Below are 15,588 nucleotides of genomic sequence, written 5' to 3' on the forward strand. Positions count from 1 at the left end.
TTGGCGCGGCTGTCACGATCGAGCCATGGCTGACCGCATCGAGACCGACCGCTTCATCCCTGCCCCGCCGGCCGACGTCTTCGCGGTGCTGACCGACCCGCAGGGACACGTGGCGATCGATGCGACCGGGATGCTGCAGGACGCCGACGGCGATCGCGTGACGGCGGCCGGCGACACGTTCGTCGTCCACATGGACCGCGAGTCGTTGAACGACATCCCCGACTACGGCAAGTACGACGTCACGGTGACGATCCGCGACTTCGAGCCCGACCGGCTGATCTCGTGGACGATCCTCGGACGGGTGAGGCCGGGCATGGGCCACGTCTACGGCTACCGGCTCGAGCCCGTCGACGGTGGCACGCGGGTGACGTCGTTCTACGACTGGTCCGACATCACCGAGCGGGCGCGCGCGAGCGGCGTCTTCCCGGTGGTGTCGGAGACGGCGCTCAGCGGCACGCTGGGCATCCTCGACCGGACGGTCAGGCGAGGTTACCCGCGGGGGTGACCGTCAGGAGTCGACGCCCTCGATGGCCTCGGCCAGCTCGCGGATCTGCTTCGCGTAGCTCGCGTAGTTGAGCGTGGCGTCCGTCGTCCAGCCCACGATCCGCCCGTCCCGCGCGGCGTCGATCGACGACCAGGTCGGGTAGTCCGAGCGGATCTTGTCGAGGCTGTACGCGTACGGCCGTTGGTCGAGCAGGATCAGGTCGGGATCGAAGTCTCCGGCGTTCTCCCAGCTGACGGGCGCGAAGGAGCCCGATCCGGGGGTGCGGGCGACGTCGGACTCGATGAAGGTCAGCCCCCAGTCCTGGTAGTCGCGCAGCTCGGGGAACTCGTCCGTGATGGCCACGAAGAACTCGGCCGCGGGCGAGACGGCCAGCACTGTGACGTCGGGCTTTGCGGCGATCGCGGCCTTGAGGTCGGCGACCGCCTTGTCGAAGTCGGCGCGGTCCGCGTCGATCTGGGCTCCCTCCACGTCGGCTCCGAGCAGCTGGGCGAGCTTGCGGTACTCGATGAGCGACTCCGATGCCGTGCCCGTGGCAGAGACGGCAGCCATCGGTGCGACCTTCTGCAGGTCGGTGACGACCTTGGCGTCCTTGGCACCCAGGCCGCCGAGGAAGTCGCCGGGGTAGGCGCCGGTGATGATCAGGTCGGGCTTGAGCCCCACGACCTTTTCGACGTCGACCTTTCCGTAGGCCTGGCCGACGCTCTCGGCGCCCTTCAGGTCAAGACCCTCGAGGGTGAAGCTGTCCTTCAGCGGACCGGCTCCCCACACCCCGACCGGGTGGATGCCGTACGGGATGAGGCCGGCGGCGGCCTGCTCGCTGGCGACGATGCGCTGCGGGACCTCGTCCAGCTTGACGGTCTCGCCGCGACCGTCGGTGTAGCTGAAGGCCGCGGAGCCCGACGCGGCGTCACGACTCCTGTCGTCAGAGGCGCTCGACCCACACGCCGACAACGCGATCATGAGCAGGCCCGTGGCGACGGCGGGCAGGGCAAGACGGCGGGAGCGCAGGGACACGGGGGGCCTTTCGACGGGGGGAGGTCTCGGCCAGATTAGGTAAGCCTAGGCTGTTGTACAATCCAGATGACATGACGCCAGTGCATCTGCACTGACACCTTGGCGTCCACTCAGCGACACCTGAAGGCGGCAACGTGCCCGATCGGCTCGACGATGTCGCCCAGCTGACACCGTCAGAATTTTGGGCGGTCCACTCCCTTGTCGCCGCGGAGTCGTGGTTCGAGCCACACACGCACGCCGAGGACCACCTCGCCTGGATGCGCCAGGGCACGGGTGAGATCACGGTCGCCGGGGTCCGCTGGAACCTTCACGCCGGCGCGATGGTGTGGGTGCCGGCCGGCGTCGTGCACGACGTCGCACTGCGGGCCGGCGCCGACCTGCTGAGCCTCTACGCGAACGTCGATCTTCGGCCGGCCGATCCGTCGTGGTCGCGGGCCAGGGTGCTGCGCACCGATCGTCTGTTGAGTGCTCTCGTCGAGCACCTCGCCGACGACGCCCCTCACCCTGGCCGCCGCCACCTGTGCTGGACCCTCTACGTCGATCTCATGGCCGACGCCACCGACCTCTTCGACTCGATGACGTTGCCGACCGATCCGCATGCTCGATCCGTGGCCGAGCAGATCCTGCGCGCCCCGGGTGACCCGCGAGGCATCGAGGCGTGGGCGTCGGGCGCGGGTGTCAGCGCGCGCACGCTGATGCGGGCGTTCGTCCGCGACACGGGGTGCACGTTCGGGCGGTGGCGCACCCTGGCGCGGTTGAACGCAGGCGCGGCGCTGATCGTCGCCGGGGAGCCGGTTCATCTGGTCGCCGAAGCCGTCGGCTATCGGACGTCCAGCGGTTTCATCGCCTCGTTCAGGGCAGAGTTCGGCACGACGCCCGAGAGGTACCGTCGCCGGTTGAGGTGATCATGCTGCCGGGCTCTCCGGCTGGAGTCTGGTGGTCCAGTGCAGCAGGCCGTGGCCTTTGTAGCCGTGGTGTCTTCGACAGAGCGGCCCGAGGTTATCTCCCGTGGTCGGACCTTCGGGGAACGGGATGCGGTGGTCGTAGTCGCAGAACTTCGCCGGCACCATGCACCCGGGGCTCTGGCACGTCCCGTGGAGGAACTGCAACGCGATCTTGAGGATGTCGGGGGCCACTCGGCCGATGTACTCGTGCGCCAAGACGTCGTCGGTGATCGGGTCGACCACGATGCGGTGCCAGAAACTGTTGCCGGAGCCGACAACGGCGGCGATCCACGCGGCCGGGACGCCCCAGCGACCGTCGGCCGACTCGGCGAAGCCGGGGACGAACCCGGCCAGCACGTCGGCGCCGACGGTGACGGCGATGTTCGCGTCGATGGCTGACGATGCAGCATCCGACTCGGTGCACCACGCGACCAGCAGGTCGGCCTCGCGCTGCGCAAGTGTCCGCTCGTCCTCGGGATCGGTGATGCCGCGGGCGGCCTTGCGGTAGCGGTCTTCGATGGCGGCGAGCTCGTGCGACGGCAGGTAGGCGTTGAGCCATCCCATCGAGTCGTCGCCGTGCGTGACTGACACGTGCCGCTTCTTGCGCTCGTCGTCGGCACGTTCGACTGCCAGGTCGGCCTCGACCCGGCGGACGAACGCCTTCAACCACGCGCGAAGCTCGGCGACCGTGTGGGTCTCGGCGTAGCCGACGACTCGTCGGTCGAGACGGTGCACCGATTCGGCCCGCTTGAGCTGGTCGATCGTGCTGCCGATCTCGCGCACCCGCGCCAGGTCGATCCGTCCGTCGAGGAACGCGCCCCACGTCGTCGGCGACTGGTCGCGGACCGTGCCGGCGAACGACAGTCGGTACTGCACCTGCCCCTCGCTCGTGGCGGAGGCCCCAGCGATCGTCAACGCGACGGACCCGCGCTCGTTGTGCTTCTTCATCGGCGACTCGTCCGACGCGGCGATCCGCTCCAGCTCGGCATCGCGATAGTCGAGCATCGCCACGACCTCCCGCGTCTCAGCACGCGCCCGCTCCCGCACGAGGTCAGTCAAGACCTCGGTCGCGACAGCTGAAGTGGTGGCCATACATCCAACCTAGACACCACCACCGACACCCTTTTCCGCCGCAACGAGAGAGTGTGCACAAACGTGAAAGTCGTTCTCCTGGCACTCTTGCCCCCTCCGCAGCCCTATCCCCGCGATCGGCTGCACCGTGCCAGCAGTGCATCAGCAACTGGCATTTACCTTGGCGGACGCCCACGGACGCGCCACGGCGTGAGCCAATCGGCGGCGGGGCCAACGTCGTTCGACTGGCTGTCCCTCAATTCCGATATCTCCAGGACTGCGCTCAACGTGAACCCTACGGGCGGTAGGTTGTGGGGATTTAACGTGTCCCGAGCCACCACTCATTGAACGCTACGTCTACCGAAAGAGTCCCGGTCTTATGGATCAGAGCTTGTCGTATGACAACTTTCGTCGCATCTGGGATCTTCGGACTCGCCGTGGTGAAGACCTTCTGGGTTTCTTCCCGGAAGTAGCCAGCCTCACACAACAAATACGTCTCCACCAAGTTGCGTCTGGATCCGCGACGATCGCTGGAGGGCCGCGTCCCGCCAGTACAGCAACGGCAGACGCGATCCGCGAATTGCGTAAGCAAAGACGCTCCGAACTGAAGGCTCGGCTTCTCGACCTAAGTGTCAAGGTCAGCGCCCAGATCGACGACGGCTCATTCGAATACCGGCTTCGAACTGGCGCACTAGTCCGAGGGCGTCAGACCTATCAGATTGACCTTAGCGACCCCGCAATCTATTTCACCAGCCGACAGGTTGAGTGGAACATTCGAAGAGCGTTTAATGTGCGGCCGGCGAACAGGAACTTAATCGTCGAGCAGATCGTCCGAACCCTCCAGGACGGCACGCCAAAATTAATTGGCCGAACGGATTTGCGACAATTCTACGAGAGCATCCAGCATCAGGCGCTTATTCAGTTCTTGACAAATTCCGGCCGTCTCTCGGCGACGACTCGACGACTGGTCCGACAACTCTTGGATGAATACTCGGCTGCAACAGGCAAGACTGCCGGTCTACCTCGAGGACTGGCCCTGTCGGCAACTCTCGCCGAAGCGTTCCTCACCCCTCTGGATCGGGACCTGGCAAAAATGGGCGGGGTGTTGCTCTACGCCCGCTACGTAGATGACATTCTGCTGATATTCGTAAACGACTCATTCAATCCGAGCCTTGAGTCTCGAAAGAAGGGCGTCCGAGACGCAGTGAAGCGCGCAGGACTCGTTATGAATGCCGGAAAAACGAATTACCTATCCACCTCCGGACCTCCCGGCGCATCACAACGCCTGACCTTCTTGGGCTACCAAATCGAGTTTGAACCCGGCTGTACAACGGTCGACATCTCAAAGAAACGAGCAAAACGGTACCGTGAAAAGATTGATGCTTCGCTTGCAACCTTTGAGAGCAACGCCAAGGATCCACGAGCACTCCCAGCGCTTCACGAACGCCTCAAGTTCTTGACTGGAAATACACGGCTTGTGAACAATAAGCGCCAAGCGCTCATAGGAAGCCATTTTTCGAATCCACTAATCACGGCGGCGACGCCGGCATTCGTACGGCTCGACAAGCATCTTCGCAAGGGCGTAAATAACCTCACGCTTGACCAAACTGCCAAAGCTGCTCTCGGAACATTCACATTTGCGGACGGGATTGAAAACCGCAGATACCACAATTTTTCTCCTAGACAACTTCAAGGGATTGTGACGGTGTGGCGGAATGCCTAGAAAACATCGCGTGGACGTAAAGCATACGCCTGCCCGGGTCGTGGTCTCCGAGATTCTTCCTTACGAAGTCCCTGTGGGATTCGACAACCTCGGACTCTATAAATTCCTTATCGCCGCAAAGATGCAACGCCACGAGTCACGCGTCCATTTCAGCGGGACACATCCAGAGATGGCCGTCGTGCTCAAAATCATCTTCGGGTCTGATACCGACGTCCAGCCACTGCCTGGCGGTGGCTACTCGATTCCAACCAAAAGCGTTGAGGCATCGACTGTCCCATTTCAGTTCTTGGTAAGACACAAGGCGAACCAGTCACGGGCTCTGTCCATCGCTCATCCTGCGTCGCAAATCGGTCTGGTCGACTTCTATGACCAGTTCCGAAGCCTCCTTCTCCTGCACACCAGCACGAGCCCCTTCTCGATCCGTCACCCAAGTCGAATCGCGCGTTATACAACATTCAACGACAGCGTTTTCTCTGAATTGAAGTCGGCGCCTGGAGGGTCCGTCGAGGCCGAAGATCGGGAGTATGCCCGTTTACGTTCGTACTTTGTGTATCGGCGCTTCGACAACGTTTACAAATTCTACGAATCGCCCGAGTATCGACGCCATGAGAAGAAATTTGGCCACCTGTTGCGACTAGATGTGACAAAGTGTTTTGATAGCGTCTACACGCATTCGATAGCTTGGGCAGTCTTCGGAAAAAACTCTTCGAAACTGGGACTTCGTCAGCATCCGCCGAAGGGCACCCCGCGCTCATTCGCAGACGAATTTGATACCCGGATTCGCGCGATGAACGATAACGAGACGCATGGCATTCTGATCGGTCCAGAAGTCTCACGGATCTTCGCTGAGATTATTCTTCAGCGAGTCGATTCTGATGTCGAAGAGTCCTTGCGCGCTGACGGGATTCTTCAGGGTCGGGACTACGAGATCTTGCGTTACGTGGATGACTATTTCGTGTTCATGCGCGATACCGACCAACGGGATCACATCGTCAGAACACTTGAGGACTGTCTTCGCCCATTTCGATTCCACCTCAACTCAGCAAAAGAAGAAATCAACACCACGCCTTTCATCTCGGCCTTATCAGTCGCCAAAGGTCGGCTTTGGTCAGATCTAGAGGATCGACTGTGCTTGCACGTCGACGTGGTGCACGGCTCATCCATTGAAGGATACGTAGACTTCCGATCCTCAGCTAACAGTATGATTTCCGCCTACAAAACCACGCTTCGTGAGACGGATCTCAATCCGCTAGATCTAGTCAATTCGTGTTTGGCGCTGATCGAGACCCGGCTGGAGTTCGAGATTGAGAAGTTTCTGAACGTCGACAGTCAACGACTGAAAGTGCCAACGCCTGCGGACCGGGAACGGTGCGCGTTTTATAACCGTCGAAACTTTATGGCGGCACTGCATGCGGCCGTTGAATTCGCGTTCTACGTCTATGGCGGGTCGCCCCGCGTGGGCCCCGCGATCAAATTGGCACGACTCGTCTCGCTTTGCCGAAAGGCGGCCAAGACGACCGAATGCTCATTAGATGATCGTGGCCGGCTCGACGACCTAATATCCACCGAACTAACGATTCAGCTAAACCGAAATCCGCTGACCCAGGAAGCATCAGTTGAAAGCCTTTATCTGCTAACACTACTCGCAGAACTTGGCGACGAGTACGCAATTAGCCTCCCATCACTGTGCGACTTCGCAGGAATCTCAGCGGTCGGCAGCCACTTTCATTTGCCTGATTGGTACAACGTGCTAATCGTAAGCGACCTACTTCGGTTCGTGACCGGCAATTCCCAATACATGCCGATACTTCGCGCGATTGAAGCTTGGATCGTTGCACGTTGCATTGACCTGGAATCCCGTGGACGACGAGAAGCAGAGCAGCCCTTGCTGGTTCTGAACGTGCTAGCCGCGCCAGCCATCTCGGCAGATACGAAGTACCAAATTTTGAGACTGTATGGAGTCAAGAGCCGAGCAGAAGCTTTGCTAGTTAGCCAGAGCCAGGATCGATGGTTCACCAACTGGAACATAGAAGACCTTCATGCAGAACTCCTGTACAAGCGGGTGCAAGAGGTATACTGAGCAGGCGCCTCGCACGGCGGTTTACCGTCACACACCAGCGCAGGGGTGGTAATCGAGTACCCCACCCCACCTAATTTTTAGTCGCGGTGAGACCGTCTATCTCCGGCACAGTTCTGGTTCAACCAGCGGCGCCGACCAGAGCACGTGTGGATTGTTGATCCCCGTACGACTGGATAAGCCGCACCGATAGAGCGACGGTCCGGCCGCGAGCTATGGTCACCTGCGGCGAGGGCCGACAGATTTAGGAACGCTGACGCAACAGATACACGTCCATGATCCAGCCGACCTTGGTCTTGACGTCGATGCGGGCGGTCAGCACGTCGACCGCGACCTCGACGACCGGGCCGCTGACCAGGCGCTCGTCGGCGGTGCCGAGGTTGGCGCCCCACCAAATGTCCCACGTCTCGAAGCCCTCGAGATCGATCGTCGAGTTGAGCATGACGAGGATGTTGTCGGCGCCGGACTCCTTGGCCTCGTGCAGGCGCCGGCCCGTTGTCACCAGGATCGGCTGACCGATGTCGTGCAGCACGATGCGGTGGCGCGCGGCGAGCATCTGCAGGCTCGAGATGCCCGGGATGACGTCCCACTCGGCCTCGACCTTGCGGCGCGCGAGCACCTTCTCGACGATGCGAATCGTGGAGTCGAAGAACGCGGGATCGCCCCACACCAGGAAGCCGACGTCGCCCTCGTGCTCGAGCAGCACCTGCTCGTAGGCCGCGGCCCGCGCGTCGTGCCAGTCGACGACGGCCTGGTCGTAGTCGTCGGGCGAGCGGTCGCGCTCGGGGTCGCGCACCGCGATGACCGGCGGGACGACGTCGAGGTGCCGGGCCAGCAGCGCCTCGCGAGCCGCCAGCAACGGGTCGTCGGCCCCATCCTTGCGCGGCTTGTCGGCCGTGACGAAGAAGTCGACCGAGCGCAGCGCCCGGACGGCCTCGATCGTCACCTGGTCGGGGTGACCGGCCCCGATGCCGATGACGCGGATACGGCGGGTCATGCCTGACGGTCCTCCAGGTCTCCCTCGATGTCGAGGTACACCTGCTGCATCCGTGCGAGCACGTCGGCGTCGGGCTCGGCCCACAGGTCGCGGTCGACGGCCTCGTTGAGCCGCTCGATGATGCCGCGCAGCGCCCAGGGGTTCGACTTCTTCATGAACTCCTGGTTGGTCTCGTCGAGCACGTACTCGTTGGCGAGCGTCTCGTACATCCAGTCGTGGACGACGCCGGTCGTGGCGTCGAAGCCGAACAGGTAGTCGACAGTCGCGGCCAGCTCGAACGCGCCCTTGTAGCCGTGCCGCTGCATCGCGCCGATCCAGCGCGGGTTGACGACGCGGGCGCGGAACACCCGGGTCGTCTCCTCCTGAAGCGTGCGGGTGCGGACGGCATCGGGCGAGGTCGAGTCGCCGACGTACGCCTTGGGGTCCTGGCCCGTCAGCGCGCGCACCGTCGCGACCATGCCGCCGTGGTACTGGAAGTAGTCGTCGGAGTCGGCGATGTCGTGCTCGCGGGTGTCGATGTTCTTGGCCGCGACCGCGATGCGCCTGTAGTTGGCGCGCATGTCGTCGGCCGCCGGGGCGCCGTCGAGGTCGCGTCCGTAGGCGAAGCCGCCCCACGCCGTGTAGACCTCGGCGAGGTCGTCGTCGTTCTTCCAGTTGCCGGCCTCGATGACCTGCAGGATGCCCGCGCCGTACGAGCCCGGCTTCGAGCCGTAGATGCGGGTGGTGGACCGGCGCGCGTCGCCGTGCTCGGCCAGGTCGGCCTGCGCGTGGGCCCGGACGAAGTTCTGGTCGAGGGGCTCGTCGAGCTCGGCGACCTGACGGATCGCGTCGTCGAGGATCGCGATGACGTGCGGGAACGCGTCACGGAAGAAGCCCGAGATGCGCACCGTGACGTCGATGCGAGGGCGTCCCAGCTCGTCGAGCGGCACGACGCGCAGGTCGTTGACGCGGCGCGAGGCCGGGTCCCACTGCGGCTCGACGCCGATCAGCGCGAGCACCTCGGCGATGTCGTCGCCGGACGTGCGCATCGCGGACGTGCCCCACACCGACAGGCCCACCGATCGCGGGTACTCCCCCGTGTCGTTCAGGTGGCGCTCGATCAGCGAGTCGGCCATCGAGCGTCCGGTCTCCCACGCGAGCCGCGACGGGACGGCCTTGGGGTCGACGGTGTAGAAGTTGCGACCCGTCGGCAGGACGTTGACCAGCCCGCGCAGCGGCGAGCCCGACGGCCCGGCGGGGATGAACCCCCCGTCGAGCGCGTGCAGCACGTGGTCGAGCTCGTCGGTGGTCTTGGCCAGCCGCGGGACGACCTCGGTGGCGGCGAACTCGAGCACCTGGACGACCTCGGGCACGTCGGTGAGGGCCGCAGCCGCGGAGGGCGACCAGTCGGCGTCCTCCATGGCGAGGACGAGCGAGCGAGCCTGCTCCTCGATCTGGTCGATCGCGCCGATGTGGCCGTCGCCCTCCTTGAGACCCAGCGCGGATCGCAGGCCGGGGACGGCACCGGTCTCGCCGCCCCAGATCTGGCTGGCGCGCAGGATCGACAGCACGAGGTTGACCCGTGCCTCTCCCGCCGGCGCCTGGCCCAGCACGTGCAGGCCGTCGCGGATCTGCGCGTCCTTGATCTCGCACAGCCAGCCGTCGACGTTGAAGATGAAGTCGTCGAAGTCGTCCTCGTCGGGGATGTCGTCGAGGCCCAGGTCGCGGTGCATCTCGGCCGCCCGCATGTGCGTCCAGATCTGCGAGCGGATGGCCGGCAGCTTGGCCGGGTCCATCGCGGCGATGTTGGCGTACTCGTCGAGCAGCTGCTCGAGCTTGGCGATGTCGCCGTAGCTCTCGGCACGCGCCATCGGCGGGATGAGGTGGTCGACGATCGTGGCGTGGGCGCGGCGCTTGGCCTGCGCACCCTCGCCCGGGTCGTTGACGAGGAACGGGTAGATCAGCGGCAGGTTGCCGATCGCGGCGTCGGTGCCGCACGCGGCCGACAGCGCGGCGTTCTTGCCCGGCAGCCACTCCATCGAGCCGTGCTTGCCGAGGTGCACGACGGCGTGAGCGCCGAACGCCTCCTCGACCCAGCGGTAGGCGGCCAGGTAGTGGTGCGAGGGCGCCATGTCGGGGTCGTGGTAGATCGCGACGGGGTTCTCGCCGTAGCCGCGGGGCGGCTGGATCATCAGGATGACGTTGCCGGCGCGGATCGTCGCCAGCACGATCTCCTGCTCGTCGTTGACGAACAGCTTGCCCGGCGCAGGGCCCCAGGCCTCGAGCATCGCGCCGCGCAGGTCGGGGTGGAAGTTCTCGAACCAGCCGGCGTACTGCGCGGCGGGGATGCGCACGTGGCTCTCGGTGAGCTGCACCTGCGTCAGCCACTCCTCGTCCTGACCGCCGGCCGCGATGAGCGCGTGGATCAGCGCGTCGCCGGCCTCGGTGAGGTCGTCCATCTCGAGGCCCGGGATCTCTCCCGGCGCGCCGAGGTCGTAGCCGGCGTCGCGCATCTCGCGCAGCAGGCGGATGGTCGAGGCGGGGGTGTCGAGTCCGACGGCGTTGCCGACGCGACTGTGCTTGGTCGGGTAGGCCGACAGCATCAGCACGATCTTCTTGTCGGCGGCCGGCAGGTGCCGCAGTCGGGCGTGGGCGATCGCGATGCCGGCGACGCGGGCGCTGCGCTCGTCGTGGGCGACGTAGCGGGGCAGGCCGTCCTCGTCGATCTCCTTGAACGAGAACGGCGCGGTGATGATGCGACCGTCGAACTCGGGGATGGCGATCTGGTTGGCCGAGTCGAGCGGGGTGACGCCGTCGTCGGACGCCTCCCAGTCCTCGCGGCTCGACGTCAGGCACAGACCCTGCAGGATCGGGATGTCGAGCGCCTTCATGCGCGCGACGTCCCACGACTCGTCGTCGCCACCGGCGCTGACGGTGCCCGGCTTGGTGCCGCCGGCCGCGAGCACCGTGACGATCAGGGCGTCGAGATTGGCGAGCTCGGCGAACAGCTCGTCGGGGGCGGCGCGCAGCGACGAGCTGAAGATCGGGACGCCGACGGCCTCGCCGGTCGCGTCGATCGAGTTGGCCAGCGAGTGCGCGAAGCCGCTGTTGCCGGACGCTTCGTGCGCCCGGTAGTAGAGCACGCCGATGCGGGGCTTCGCGACCGACGTTTCGACAGGCTCGACGGGCAAGCGGGCCGCCAGGCCCCACTCCGGGAGGACGGCCGGCGGCTCGAAGCCCTCGCCGGTCAGCAGGACGGTGTCGGAGAGGAAGGCGTGCAGCTGCTTGAGGTTCTCGGGCCCGCCCTCGGCGAGGTAGACGTGCGCGTCGGCCGCGACGCCGATCGGGACGGTCGACTGCTCCATCAGCTCGGCGCTGGGCGTCTGCTCGCCGCCGAGGACGACGATCGGCTTGCCGATGTCGCGGATGCGCCAGAAGCCCGAGCACAGGTCCTGCGGCGAGCCGAGGATGCGGGCGACGATCAGGTCGGCCTTCTCGAGCGCCTCGGCCATCTCGGTGTGGTTGGGGCGGGACGGGTTGGCGTACAGGTACTCGGCCCCCGACGCCCTCGCCGAGAGCAGGTCGGTGTCGGACGTGGACAGCAGCGCGATGCGCGTCATGTTCCTCCTCGGGGTTCTCGCCCCGTCTGGTGGGTTGCTCCACGCAGTGTCTGGCTGGGCCCTCTCGCGAGGGCACACAGTGGCGGAACCGCTCCGGACTCGCACCGGATTCCTGCGTCGTGGAAGTGCCGTCAGCCTACCGGGCCGGAGCTTGGGCCGTGGACCGCTCGGGGCGCGGCAGCAGCAAGGACAGCACGGCTGCCAGCACCGTGAACCCCGTGGCCCACCAGAAAGCCCGGTCGAACGCGCCTGCGAGATCGCCGGTCGAGGCTGCTCCGGTCGTGCCGGCCGCCAGGATCACCGCCAGCACCGCGACGCCGAACGAGCCGCCGACCTGCTGACCGACGCGGGTCACGATGCTCGCATCGGGCATCTCGTGCCGCTGCAGCCCGACGTAGGCGCCGGTCATCAGGGGGATCATGACGGCCCCGAGCCCCAGGCCGCGCACCACGAGCGTCGCGCCGAGCCACCACTCGTTCGTGTGCTCGGTGGAGAACGCGAACGGAACCGTGCCGATCGCCATGAGCGCGAAGCCGCCGACCGCGACCCAGCGCCCGCCGACCGAGTCCGTCAGACGTCCGGCCAGCCCCCGCGAGGCCAGCGCCCCCACACCCTGCGGGATCAGCATCAGCCCGGCGCCGAGCGCGTCCTGGCCACGCACCTCCTGCCAGTACAGCGGCAGGAGCAGCATCGAGCCGTACAGCGCGATACCGGTCAGGAACAGCAGCAGCGACGACATCGTCAGCGCCCGGTGGCGGAACAGGCGGACGTCGATCAACGCCTCGTCACCACGTCGAAGCCCCCAGACCGCGAACGCCGCGACCAGGACGAGCCCGCCGATCACGGGCACCAGCACCTGCGCCTGGCCGAAGCCGCCCGCGTCGGCGACCCGGCTGAGCCCGAAGATCACGGCGACGACACCCGGGGAGACCAGCGCGAGCCCGACGACGTCCAGCGACACCCGCCGACCGCGCTCCCCCGCCGGCAGCATGCGCCATGCGAGCAGCAGCCCGATCGCGCCGAGCGGGACGTTCACGAGGAACAGCCACTGCCACGACAGGTCGTTGAGGATCAGCCCGCCGAGGACGGGACCGAGGATCGGTCCGAGGGCCGCCGGCAGGCTGACTGCCGCCATGATCCGGCCGAGGTTCTTGCCGTGCGCGGCCTGCATCACCAGCGTCGACATCAGCGGCATCATGATGCCGCCGCCGAGCCCCTGCAGGGCTCGGAAGGCGATGAGGCTGGGTGCATCCCACGCGACGGCGCACAGGGCCGAGGCACCGATGAACACCGTCAGCGCAGCGAGCCACAGACGCTTGCCGCCGACGCGGCTCTGAGCCCATCCCGCCAGCGGGATCGAGACGAACATCGCGAGCAGGTACGCGGTGCTGACCCACTGGATCGTGTCGATCGAGGTGTCGAGCGAGCTCGCCAGGTCGCGCAGCCCGACGCTGACGATGGTGGTGTCGAGGATGACGGTCAGCCCGCCCACGACGATCGCCAGCGCGATGCGCTTGGTCTCTGGATCGATCGGTTCGGCGGGCGGCTTCGCCGTCGCGGTTCGAGTGCTCATGAGCGTCCTCATTTAGAAACGGATTGGTTTCTTAGCACGATAGGACGATCAGATAAGATACGCAAATGGATCTTGAGCAGCCGGCCAGACGACGTCGTGGCGCGGAGCTGGAGAACGCCCTGCTGGACGCCGCGTGGGAGCAGCTGACCCAGGGCGGTTACGCCGCGTTCACGATCGACGCAGTCGCCGAGCGGGCCGGCACCAGCAAGCCCGTCGTCTACCGTCGGTGGGCCGACAAGCACGAGCTGCTGCGCGCGGCCGTGCGTCACGTCTCCGACCGGACCATCCGCCCGGCCCCCGACACCGGCAGCCTGCGGGGCGACCTGATCGAACAGCTCGTGTACGCCTCCCGTCACCGCCTCAACCTCGCGGCGATGCTGATGGTGCACCTGGGTGGCTACTTCGAGGAGTCGGGCACCTCCCCGGCCGACCTGCGCGAGCTGCTGCTCGGCGGATCGCGCAGCAGGACGGAGGAGGCCGTCGAGCGAGCCGTCGCCCGCGGCGAGGTCGACCCGGACCGCTTGACCCCGCGCATCATCGACCTGCCGTTCGCGCTGTTCCGGCACGAGGCGATGATGACGCTCAAGCCGGTGCCGGAAGAGGTCGCGGCCGAGATCGTCGACACGATCTTCCTGCCCCTCGTCCGGCCGCTGCCGTGACGGAGGGCGACGAGACGGGTCGCTAGGAGCCGAGACCCAGCTCGCGCAGCCCGTCGGCGACCTTCTCGATGCCGTCGACGTTGCGGATCGACGGATCCATCGTCGTGCCGGGCAGGATGATGTATCGCTTGTTCTTGACGGCCGTCAGCTCGCGCGTGGCCGGGTTCGACTCGAGGAACGCGATCTTGGCCGCCGCGGTGTCGCCCTCCGAGCCGCGGGTGAGATCGGCCAGCACGAGGACGTCGGGGTCGCTGTCGACGAGCGACTCCCAGCTCACCTCGGGCCACAGCTGGTCGAGGTCGTCGAAGACGTTCGTGGTGCCGACGGCGCGCGTCATGATGCCGGGCGCACCGCAGCAGCCGGCGAAGTAGGGCGTCTTGGTCGACGAGTACCACCACGCCATCGTCACGCCGTCGGCGTCGAGCCCATCGGCTGCCGTGGAGGCGCGCTTCTTGAGGTCCGAGACCAGCGCCTCGCCGCGCGGCTCGACGCCGAACAGCGTCGAGACGTCGCCGATCTCGGCGTAGAGGTCGTCGAGGGTCAGCCGCTTCGTCTGCTCGGCGTCCTGACCCGCGCACTCGCTCGGCGACTGGTAGACGTCGATGCCGAGCTCGGCGAACTTCTTGCGGTCGGCGATGCCCTCGTCGGTGAAGGTGAAGTCGAACGTCGCGTAGACGAGGTCGGGCTCGGTCGCGAGGACGCTCTCGAACGACGGGAACTCTTCGGAGAACAGGTTGAGGCCCTTCAGGTCCTTCTCGAGGCCGGGCAGCACGTTCGTGTCGCCGAGGCCTGCTCCGACGATGCGGTCGGCGAGGCCGAGGGTCAGCAGCAGCTCGGTGGCCGGCTGGTTGACCGACACGGCGCGCTGCGCGGGACGGTCGAGGGCGACCGTGCGTCCGCAGTTGGTGACGCTGACGGCCGAGCCGGACGCGTCGGGGTCGTCCGACGAGGCGCCGCACGCGGCGGTCACGAGCAGGACGCCCGCGAGGAGCGCAGGCAGGGGCGAGGTGCGACGAAGCGATGACATGAGGTCCCTCTCGGGGTCCGGAGGCCTGTTCGCGAGGCCTGGTGGCGGGTGACGTCGACCGGTCGGTCTGCGGCCAGCAGGTCTTCGGACTCGGGATCAACCAGGCGGCGCGCCTTCCCAGACCTTCCGGTCCAGTGGCCTCGTGCTCCGCCCGTCACCCTCACCGCTGCGCGTCAGTCCCGGACTCTCACCGGGTTCCCTGGCTCATCACTGAGTTGACTGGCACCCGGAACCTAGCAGCGGCGAGTCGCCGGCATCCACATGGTGCTGGTCACACCTGCCTCGCCACCCGACCGCTCGTCCGTCCCGACCGACCGCTCGTCGTGCGCGGGTGGCGACGCGCGTCACACCTGTGATCTGGTGAGAGACGGTCCGATCCGGCGGACCACGATCGACACC

Annotated in this window: 11 protein-coding genes and 2 riboswitches; of the genes, 5 read left to right on the forward strand and 6 right to left on the reverse strand. The window is 66.0% G+C overall.

The annotated features are described in order from the left end of the window. Positions 1-25: 25 nt before the first annotated feature. Complete coding sequence (locus DX116_RS02980) at positions 26-505, forward strand: SRPBCC family protein (RefSeq protein ID WP_119702704.1); 480 nt, start codon at positions 26-28, stop codon at positions 503-505. A 3-nt stretch (positions 506-508) separates the two neighbouring features. Here the strand turns inward: DX116_RS02980 and DX116_RS02985 are convergent, their stop codons facing one another. Further along, complete coding sequence (locus tag DX116_RS02985; protein WP_119702705.1) at positions 509-1,519, reverse strand: ABC transporter substrate-binding protein; 1,011 nt, start codon at positions 1,517-1,519, stop codon at positions 509-511. Between the two features lie 134 nt (positions 1,520-1,653). On the opposite strand from DX116_RS02985, the gene DX116_RS02990 reads away from it, so the two are divergent. Further along, positions 1,654-2,424, forward strand: a complete 771-nt coding sequence (locus DX116_RS02990; protein ID WP_147393558.1) for a helix-turn-helix transcriptional regulator — start codon at positions 1,654-1,656, stop codon at positions 2,422-2,424. Here DX116_RS02990 and DX116_RS02995 read toward each other — a convergent pair whose 3' ends face one another. After that, a complete protein-coding gene (locus DX116_RS02995; protein ID WP_119702707.1) occupies positions 2,425-3,555 on the reverse strand; it encodes an HNH endonuclease signature motif containing protein in 1,131 nt (376 codons plus the stop codon). Between the two features lie 370 nt (positions 3,556-3,925). Between DX116_RS02995 and drt3a the strand changes: the two genes are divergently transcribed. Both drt3a and drt3b read left to right on the forward strand, forming a co-directional pair. Further along, complete coding sequence (gene drt3a, locus DX116_RS03000; protein ID WP_199715907.1) at positions 3,926-5,257, forward strand: antiviral reverse transcriptase Drt3a; 1,332 nt, start codon at positions 3,926-3,928, stop codon at positions 5,255-5,257. Then, complete coding sequence (drt3b, locus tag DX116_RS03005) at positions 5,250-7,337, forward strand: antiviral reverse transcriptase Drt3b (protein WP_119702709.1); 2,088 nt, start codon at positions 5,250-5,252, stop codon at positions 7,335-7,337. Before drt3a ends, drt3b begins: the two co-directional genes overlap by 8 nt. Positions 7,338-7,578: 241 nt before the next feature. Here drt3b and cobF read toward each other — a convergent pair whose 3' ends face one another. The 3 genes from cobF to DX116_RS03020 all read right to left on the reverse strand — a co-directional run bounded on the left by cobF (position 7,579) and on the right by DX116_RS03020 (position 13,503). Continuing rightward, a complete protein-coding gene (cobF, locus tag DX116_RS03010; protein WP_119702710.1) occupies positions 7,579-8,331 on the reverse strand; it encodes a precorrin-6A synthase (deacetylating) in 753 nt (250 codons plus the stop codon). Next, positions 8,328-11,930 (reverse strand): cobaltochelatase subunit CobN, encoded by a 3,603-nt coding sequence (gene cobN / locus DX116_RS03015; protein WP_119702711.1) that lies wholly within the window; start codon positions 11,928-11,930, stop codon positions 8,328-8,330. Before cobN ends, cobF begins: the two co-directional genes overlap by 4 nt. 44 nt (positions 11,931-11,974) lie before the next feature. Then, positions 11,975-12,045: riboswitch (cobalamin riboswitch) on the reverse strand. A 21-nt stretch (positions 12,046-12,066) separates the two neighbouring features. Further along, positions 12,067-13,503 (reverse strand): MDR family MFS transporter, encoded by a 1,437-nt coding sequence (locus tag DX116_RS03020; protein WP_199715908.1) that lies wholly within the window; start codon positions 13,501-13,503, stop codon positions 12,067-12,069. 65 nt (positions 13,504-13,568) lie between these two features. Between DX116_RS03020 and DX116_RS03025 the strand changes: the two genes are divergently transcribed. Continuing rightward, on the forward strand, positions 13,569-14,162 hold the full coding sequence (locus tag DX116_RS03025; protein WP_119702713.1) for a TetR/AcrR family transcriptional regulator: 594 nt from the start codon (positions 13,569-13,571) through the stop codon (positions 14,160-14,162). A gap of 22 nt (positions 14,163-14,184) precedes the next feature. On the opposite strand, the gene DX116_RS03030 is transcribed toward DX116_RS03025, so the two are convergent. Then, entirely contained in the window at positions 14,185-15,189 is a 1,005-nt protein-coding gene (locus DX116_RS03030; protein ID WP_119702714.1) for an ABC transporter substrate-binding protein, read from the reverse strand. Positions 15,190-15,247: 58 nt separating this feature from the next. Then, a riboswitch (cobalamin riboswitch) is annotated at positions 15,248-15,428 on the reverse strand. Positions 15,429-15,588 lie beyond the last annotated feature (160 nt).

The sequence above is a fragment of the Aeromicrobium endophyticum genome, from assembly GCF_003586285.1.
Lineage (GTDB): Bacteria > Actinomycetota > Actinomycetes > Propionibacteriales > Nocardioidaceae > Aeromicrobium > Aeromicrobium endophyticum.